At 70.9% G+C, this 9,334-nt stretch carries 1 protein-coding gene; it reads left to right on the forward strand.

Annotated elements, in window-relative coordinates; translation table 11 throughout:
• Positions 1–13 precede the first annotated feature (13 nt).
• Positions 14–9,319, forward strand: coding sequence for an amino acid adenylation domain-containing protein (locus AB0367_RS33435; protein WP_366230488.1), 9,306 nt, complete (start codon positions 14–16; stop codon positions 9,317–9,319).
• Positions 9,320–9,334: the final 15 nt, after the last annotated feature.

Below are 9,334 nucleotides of genomic sequence, written 5' to 3' on the forward strand. Positions count from 1 at the left end.
CGGAGAGGTCGAGATGAGCACGTCGCAGGAGCCCAGCGGCCATGAGCTGATTCGCAAGATCCAGGCCATGCCCGCCAAGCGGCAGCGTGCCGTGATCGTGCTGCTGCGCAAGCAGGGTGTTGATCTGTCCGCACTGGACTTCATCCCGCGTGTGCCGCGCAGCGAGGACGAGCCGCTGCCGCTGTCGTTCGCCCAGCAGCGGCTATGGTTCCTGGCCCAACTTGAGGGCACCAGCGCGTACTACAACGTGCCGATGGCGATGCGGCTCACCGGCCCGCTGGACCGTGCCGCGCTGCGCCAGGCCCTGCATGACCTCGTCGAACGCCACGAGGCGTTGCGTACCCGGTTCGTGGACCGCGACGGCGTGCCGTACCAGCGCATCGACGCCGACGCCGGTTTCACCGTGCGCGAGCTGGACGTGGCGGATCCGGCGCAGGTGCGTGAGGTGTGCCGGCAGGAGATACTCACCCCGTTCGACCTCGCCCACGACTCGCTGATCCGGGCCCTGCTGGTGCGCCAGAGCGACGACGAGCACGTCCTGATGGTGACGATGCACCACGCCGTGTCGGACGGCTGGTCGGTCGGGGTGTTCTTCCGTGAGGTGACCGCGCTCTACGAGGCCCACTGCGCCGGGGTCGAGGCCGCGTTGGCGCCGCTGCCGGTGCAGTACGCCGACTTCGCGCAGTGGCAGCGGCAGTGGCTGGCCGGCGACGTGCAGACCCGCCAGGTGGAGTACTGGAAGCAGCAGCTCGCCGGCGTGGACACCACGCTGACCCTGCCCACGGACCGGCCCCGCCCACCGGTGCGTAGCCACGACGGCACCCGTGAGTTCTTCCAGTGCCCGCCGGACCTGCTGGACCGGCTGCGCGACCTCAGCAAGCAGCACGACGTGACCCTCTACATGACGCTGCTGGCCGCGTACTGCGTCGCGTTGCACCGCTACACCCAGCACAGCGACATCGCCGTCGGCACCATCCTGGCCAACCGCAACCGGGCCGAGGTGGAGGGGCTCATCGGCCTGTTCGCCAACACCGTCGTGATGCGCAACGACCTGTCCGGTGATCCCACCGTCGCCGAGCTGCTGGCGCGGGTGAAGCAGACCGCGCTGGCCGCCTACGACCACCAGGACGTGCCGTTCGAGGCGGTGGTTGACGCGCTCGGGGTGGAGCGCAGCCTCAGCTACTCGCCGGTGTTCCAGACGGTGCTGGTTCTGCAGGAGACCCAGGCGCGGCAGCTGACGCTCGGTGGTCTGCGGGTGACCCCGGTCGACGTCGACTTCGACGTCGCGAAGTTCGACCTGACCCTCGACCTGCGGGAGACGCCGGCCGGCCTGGCCGGGGCGGTGGAGTTCAACACTGCGCTGTTCGACCGCACCACGATCCAGCGGTTCATTCGCCATTACCGCAATCTGCTGGCTTCGATCGCCGACACCCCGGACGAGCGCATCTCCCGGTTGGCCATGCTTGAGCAGTCCGAACTGGACGAGCTGACGCACTCACCGGAGGCACAGCCCGTTGGTTCGGAGCGGTTGTTGCAGGTGTGGTTTGAGGGGGTGGTGCGTGAGTGTGGTGATGGTGTGGCGGTGGTGTGTGGTGGTCGGGGGTTGAGTTATGGGGAGTTGAATGTTCGGGCGAATCGTTTGGCGCGGTGGTTGCGTGGGGTGGGGGTGGGCCGGGGTTCGTTGGTGGCGTTGTGTTTGGGGCGTAGTGAGTGGTTGGTGGTTGCGGCGTTGGCGGTGGTGAAGGCGGGTGGTGCGTATGTGCCGTTGGATCCGTCGGCGCCGGTGGCGCGGTTGGGTCATGTGGTGGGGGATGCGTTGCCGGTGGTGGTGTTGGTGGATGGTGGTTTGCCGGTTGGTTTGGATGTGGGTGGTGCGGTGGTGGTGGATGTGGTGGGGGATGCGGGTTTGTGGGTGGGGTTGTCGGGTGAGGATGTGGAGCCGGTGGTGGGTGCGTCTCCGTCTGATGTGGCGTATGTGATTTATACGTCGGGTTCGACGGGGTTGCCGAAGGGGGTGATGGTCGAACACCGCAACGTGGTGCGACTGTTCACCAGCACCGAACCCTGGTTCGGCTTCGGACCCACCGACGTGTGGACCCTGTTCCACTCGTTCGCGTTCGACTTCAGCGTCTGGGAGATGTGGGGCGCGCTGCTCTACGGCGGCCGCCTGGTCGTGGTGCCGCACGAGACCACCCGCAACGTGCGCGAGTTCTATCAGCTGCTGTGTGACGAGGGCGTCACGGTGCTCAACCAGACACCCAGCGCCTTCGGGCAGCTGATCGCCGCGCAGGGCGACGACGGCGCCCCGCACAGCCTGCGCACGGTGATCTTCGGTGGGGAGGCGCTGGACGTCTCGGCGCTGCGCCCATGGTTCGCCCGGCCGATCAACAACGGCACCGAACTGATCAACATGTACGGCATCACCGAGACGACGGTGCACGTCACCTACCAGGTGGTGACCGCGGCCGACACCGCCAACGCGGTCAGCCCCATCGGTCGTCCCCTGCCTGACCTGCGTGTCTACCTGCTTGACCCGCAGGGCGCCCCGGTGCCCACCGGTGCGGTCGGCGAGATGTACGTCGGTGGCGAGGGCGTGGCCCGGGGCTACCTCAACCGGCCCGAGTTGACCGCCCAGCGGTTCCTTGAGGACCCGTTCCGTGGGGTGCCCGGGGCCCGGATGTACCGCAGCGGGGACCTCGCCCGCCGCACGGCCAGCGGAGCGCTGGAGTACCTGGGGCGTAACGACGACCAGGTGAAGATCCGCGGCTACCGCATCGAACTGGGCGAGATCTCCGCACAGCTCAACGAGTACGCCGGGGTGCGTTCCTGCGCGGTCGTGGTGCGTGAGGATCACCCCGGCAACCGGCAACTCGTCGCGTACGTCGTACCCGCTGATGACCGGGCCGAGGCGCAGCTGCGCAGCGGCCTGGACCGGCACGCGCGGCGGGCCCTGCCCGACTACATGGTGCCCGGCGCCTACATGCTGCTTCGCGATCTGCCGCTGACCACGAACGGCAAGCTCAACCGCGCCGCGCTGCCGGCACCGGATATGGACGCCTACACGTCCCGGCAGGAGCGGCAGTACGCCCCGCCCGCCACGGACACCGAACGCGCGCTGGCGGCGGCGTGGGCGAAACTGCTGGGCTTCGACGCCGACCGGATCAGCCGGCACGACAACTTCTTCACCCTCGGTGGCCACTCGCTGCTCATCACGGTCCTGGTCGCCCAGCTGCGCGAGGTCGGACTGCACCTGAGTGTGCGGGACCTGTTCACCGAGCCGACCCTCGCGGGCCTGGCCGCGCTGATGGACGGACAGGCCGGCGGCGGTGACGCCGACACATCCACCACCACGACGCACGCGCACGGAGGTGCCGGGTTCACCGTCCCGCCCAACGCCATTCCGGACGGGGCCCGCCAGCTCACCCCGGACATGCTGCCCCTGGTCCGGCTGCGTCCGGAGCATCTGGACACCATCGCGGCCCGGGTTCCCGGCGGCGCCGCCAACATCCAGGACATCTACCCGCTGGTACCGTCGCAGGAGGGCATCCTCTTCCACTACCTGATGGACCCGGAGCGCGACCCGTACGTGATGTCGGTGGTCTTCACCGCCGAGAATGAGCAGGCGTGTACCGCGTTCGTCGAGGCCCTGCAGCTGGTGGTCGACCGCAACGACGTGTTGCGCACCGCCGTGCTCACCGAGGGTCTACCGGAGCCGGTGCAGGTCGTGTACCGCACGGCGACGCTGCCGGTGAACCGCATCGAGCTGGACGGTGACGCCACGCAGGACACGCAGCAGCGCGCCCGGAGGCTGCTGGAGCGCCCGAGCGACCTGGTGCCGGACCGGGCACCGATGCTGACGGTCCGCGTCGCCCCGGATCCTGACTCGCCGCGGCGTTACCTGCTGGTCAACTTCCACCACCTCATCGAGGACGCCACCTCGCTGCGGCTGATCGTCAACGAGGCGGTCGCGCACATGTCCGGCCGCGCTGACCTGCTGATCCCGCCCGCGCCGTACCGGGACTTCGTCGCGCACACCCTGCACCAGCTGCGCAGCGGGGACGCGGAGCGGTACTTCCGCGCCGTCCTGGGTGACGTCGTCGAGCCGACGGTGCCGTTCGGCCTGTCCAACGTGCGTGGCGATGGACGGCGTACCCGGAAGCCGCGCCGGTCGTTGCCGGCCGAACTCACCCGCCGGCTGCGGGCCGAGGCCGCCCGGCTCGGCCTGAGCCCGGCATGGCTGTTCCACGCCGCCTGCGCCCGGGTGGTGGCCGCCGGCAGCGGGCGTGACGACGTGGTGTTCGGCACCGTGATGTCGGGGCGCCTGCAGGGCATCGCCGGTGTCGAGCGGATGCTGGGCAACTTCATCAACACCCTGCCACTGCGGGTACGCCTGGCCGGGCGGACCGTGCGCGGGCTGGTCGACGAGGTCGCCTTCGGGCTGCGGGAACTCATCGCCCGCGAGCAGTCCTCGCTGAGCCTGGCCCAGCGGTGCAGCGGCCTGGACGCCGACACCCCGCTGTTCAGCGCGGCGATCAACTTCCGGCACTTCGAGCCGGCGCCCGGTGGCGACGCGCCCAGCCTGGAGGAGCAGGGGATCAGTTGGTTGGCCTTCATGGACCGCACCAACTACCCGATGGGCCTGTCCCTGGACGACCTCGGCGACGAGCTGTCGCTGACCGTGCAGATCGAGGACGCGGTCGAGCCCGAGATGCTGCTGACCTACGTCGAGACGGCGCTGGCCGGCATCGTTGACTCGCTCGCCGCCGACGACGGGCGCGGCACCCGGGCGCTGGACATCGACGTGCTGCCCCCGGCCGAGCGGCAGCGGCTGCTGAGCGTGGCCCGTGGCGCCTGCCCGCCGTACCCGCAGGACTCGACCCTCGCCGAGTTGTTCGAGGAGCAGGTGGCCCGCCGTCCCGAGGCGCTCGCCGTGCGGCATGGTGAGCAGCGGTTGACCTACGTCGAGCTCAACGCCCGGGCGAACCGGGTGGCCCACCGCCTGCGTGCCGCCGGAGTCGGTCCGGATGTGCTCGTCGGGTTGTGCGCCGACCGGTCACCGGACCGGGTGGTCGGGATGCTGGGCATCCTCAAGGCCGGCGGCGCCTTCGTCCCGATCGACCCGGACTACCCCGAGCCGCGCATCCGGGCCCTGCTCGACAGCTCCGGGGTGCGCATCGTGGTGGGGCAGTCCCGGCTGCCACGCGCACCGTTCGAGCGGGTCGACCAGGTGGTGCACATCGACACCGACGAGGTGGTCGCGGCGATGCCGGCGCACAACCCGTCCCGCGCCGAGGCCGGCGTGACGTCGCGGCATCTCGCCTACGCCATCTTCACCTCCGGCTCCACCGGCCGACCCAAGGGTGTGCTGGTGGACCAGCGGGCCGTGGTGCGGCTGGTGCGCAACCCCGACTACTTCACCGCCGACGAGAACACCGCGGTACTGCACCACTCGTCGGTCTCCTTTGACGGCGGCGCGCAGGAACTGCTCACCCCGCTGGTGTGCGGCGGGGTGCTGGTACTGCACGACGGCGACGCCAAGGACCCGGCGCAGCTGCTGGACTGCGTGCGGCGTCAGGGCGTGAACACCATGCTGTTGTCGGCGGCCTTCCTGCCGGTGTTCGTGGAGTCCGCCACCGGCCGGGACCTGCCGCTGCGTTACCTGGCGGTGGTGGGCGATACGTTCTCCGCCCGCGACGTGCGCCGGCTGTACGCGGCCCAGCCCGACCTGCGCATCGTCAACGGCTACGGCCCGACGGAGAACGGCATCGCCTCCACGTACCACGAGATCCCGAGGGACATCCCCGAGGACGCCCGCGTGCCGATCGGCCAGCCGGTGCCGCACACGATCGCGTACGTCACCGACAGTGAGCAGCGCCTGGTGCCGGACGGGGTGATCGGTGAGCTGTGCCTCGGCGGTGCCGGGCTGGCCCGTGGTTACCTCAACGACCCGGAACTGACGGCGGCGCGGTTCATCCCCGACCCCTTCAGCGACGACCCGGACGCCCGGATCTACCGCACCGGTGACCTGGTTCGCCGCCTGCCCGACGGCACCCTGGAGTTCCGTGGCCGCGTTGACGACCAGGTCAAGGTGCGTGGTTTCCGGGTCGAGCCGGGTGAGGTCGAGACGGTGCTGCAGGCGCACCCGTCGGTGCACAGTGCCGTCGTGGTGCCGCGCACGGACGGCGAAGTGCACGCCCTGACCGCCTACGTGCGCCCCGCCGACGACTGGTTGGAGTCGGCCGCCGCGCAGCAGACCGCCGAGCACCTCGGGCAGTGGCAGCGGCTCTTCGAGGATCAGTACTCGCACGGTGACGACAGCGTCCCTGACGACCTGAAGCTGGCCGGCTGGGAGAGCAGCTACACCGGGGAGCCCATCCCCGAGCCGGAGATGCGCGAGTGGATCGATGGCACGGTCGCCCGCATCCGCGCGCTGCGCCCGAAGCGGCTGCTGGAGGTCGGCTGCGGTACCGGCCTGCTGCTGCTGCGCTACGCGGGGGAGTGCGAGGCCGTGCACGGCATCGACATCTCCGCCGCGGCCCTGCGGGACCTGGACCGCAGCGCGCGGCGACGCGGCTGGTCCCACGTCACCCTGCGCCAGGGCGACGCGCTCACCGCCGGGCAGGAGGGTGAGCAGTTCGACGTGGTGGTGCTCAACTCGGTGGTGCAGTACTTCCCCAGCCGCAACTACCTGGACGAGGTCATCGCGCGGATCCTGCCGCTGGTCGCCGATGGTGGGCGCATCGCGCTCGGCGACATCCGCAACCTGGATCTGTTCTCCGCGCACGTGTGCGCCATCGAGCGCAGCCGCACCGGTGGGGCGACCAGCGCCGGCGCGCTCGCCGCGCAGGTGCATCGCCGCCGCCGGCAGGAGACCGAACTGCTGGTCAGCCCGACCTACTTCGCCCGGCTGCCGGAGCGTTTCGCGGGACTGGCCGACGTGGACATCACCGTCAAGCGGGGTCTGGGCGGCAACGAGATGCTGGCCTACCGCTACGACGTCGTGCTGACCAAGGGTTCCGCCGGCCCTGACGCCGAGTACTCCTGGGTGTCGGTCGCCAGCACCGGGGAACTGCGGGCGCTGCTGGAGGACGGTGCCCCGCAGCGGTTCGGGGTCACCGGCCTGACCAACCCGCGCGTGGCCGAGGATGTGCGGGTCTGCACGTCGCTGGCGCACTGGGCGCCGTCGCGGCAGGTGGAGCCGTTGTCCCGGGAGAGTCGGCTGTCGGCGCACGCTGCGCAGGAGATCGAGGAGCTGGAGGCGGTGCTGCGCCACGCCGAAGAGCTCGGTTACGCCGTGGCGCTGACCTGGTCGCAGGACCGGTTGGACGGCCTTGACCTGGTCCTGGATCGCGGTGCGAACCCGCGTGGCCGGGCCCGCTCCGGCTACCGGGCCGCGCGGCTGGCCAACGCGCCGCAGGTGGACCGCCTCGGTCCCGCCCTGGTGCGGGTGTTGCACGAGCACCTGTCGCAGCGGCTGCCCGACTATCTGGTCCCCAGCGCGTTCGTGGTCCTGGAGGAGTTGCCGGTCACCGCGCAGGGCAAGGTCGACAAGCGGGCACTGCCCGCACCGGACGAGGAGGACGTCGCCAAGGAGGTGTACGTCGCCCCGCGTACCGACATCGAGCGCACCCTGTGCCGGCTGGTCGGCGGGGTTCTCGGCCTGGAGCGGGTCGGCCTGCACGACAACTTCTTCCAGCTCGGTGGGCACTCGCTGCTGGCCACCCGGCTCAACCTGCGGGTGAAGAAGGAAACCGGGGTGGACCTGCCACTGCAGGTGATTCTCACGGCCGCCACCGTGGAGGAGATGGCCACGGCCATCCAGCAGCAGCTCGGCCAGGCCGCCCCGCAGGAACGTGCCCCGGCCGCCGCGCCACAGGAGCCCGACCAGACCGCCGCCCCGCAGGTCGCGCAGGGCTCCGACCGGCCGCTTTCGGGCCTGGTGCCCGACACACCCGCGCGGGAGGGCACCGAGGCGCCGCTGTCCACCGCGCAGCAGGACCTGTGGTTCCTGCGCGGTCCCGGGTACCTGGGCGAGGCGCACGGCAACGTGCAGCTGGCGCTGCGGCTGCGGGGTCCACTGGACCGTGACGCGTGCGTGGGCGCGGTGCGGGCCCTGGTGGAGCGCCACGCCATCCTGCGCACCAGCTACCCACGGCGCGACGGGGTCGTCATCCAGCGGGTCAACGGCGCGGACGGCTTCGAGGTCGGGGTGCTGCGCGTGCCCGACGCCCCGCAGGGCGACGACGCCGTGACCCAGTGGCTGCGGGCCGAGCGGCTGCGCCCGTTCGACCCGCAGGACCGGTACATGCTGCGGGCACACCTGTTGGCGCTCGGGGAGCAGGAGCACGTGCTGGTCCTCACCCGCCCGTGGGGTGTCTTCGACGGCTGGTCGACCGCGATCGTGCTGCGCGAGGTGGTCTCCGCCTACGGGGAGCTGTGCCAGGGCCGCACGCCCGGGTGGGCGCCGCTTCCGGTGCAGTACGCCGACTTCGCCCGCTGGCAGCAGCGTGCCCTCGACGCCGCGCAGCTGGACCGGCAGCGGGAGTACTGGCGCGGGCAGCTCGCCGGGTTGCCGGCGTGTCTGACGCTGCGCACCGACTACCCACGGTGTCCGGTGAAGTCCTATCAGGGGGCGGCGGTGGCGTTGACCATCCCGGCCGACCTGGTGGAGCGGCTGCGCAAACTCGGCGCGGACCACGGCACGACCCTGTACTCCACCATGCTGGCGGCCTACGCCGTGCTGCTGGGCGGTCTCACCGACGACCGTGAGCTGGCGATCGGCTCACCGGTGACGAACCGTCCCGCCGCCGAACTCGACGACGTCGTCGGGTACTTCGTGAACGCGCTGGTGCTGCGCCTGGACGTGACGCCGCAGCGGACCTTCACCGACCTGCTGCGACAGACCCGCGACGTGGTGGCGCAGGCGCAGGAACACAAGGACCTGCCCTTCGCCGATCTGGCCCGCGCCCTGGCGCCGCAGCAGCCGCTCGCGCACTCGCCGCTGTTCCAGGTGATGTTCAACCTGGTGGGGGCCTCGTCGCCGGGTGACTCCGGCGGTGCCGGGCAGGCCGGGTCGCCGGTGAACGGGCTGCTGGTCGAACCCGTGGCCGAGCGCACCAGCACCACCCGGTTCGACCTGAGCGTGGCGGTGCGGGAGACGGACTCCGGGCTGGAAGGCCAGCTGGAGTACAGCACCGACCTGTTCGCCCCGGGCACCGCTGCGCGGCTGGCCGGCACCTACGTGCGTGTGCTGGAGCAGATCCTGCGGCACCCGGACGCAGACCTGGCGGGACTGCTCGCCGCGGCCACCCATCCGTAAACGAACAGTTCCGGT

Origin of the sequence: Dactylosporangium sp. NPDC051484 (assembly GCF_040689395.1) — a bacterium.
In the GTDB taxonomy this organism is placed as follows: domain Bacteria; phylum Actinomycetota; class Actinomycetes; order Mycobacteriales; family Micromonosporaceae; genus Dactylosporangium.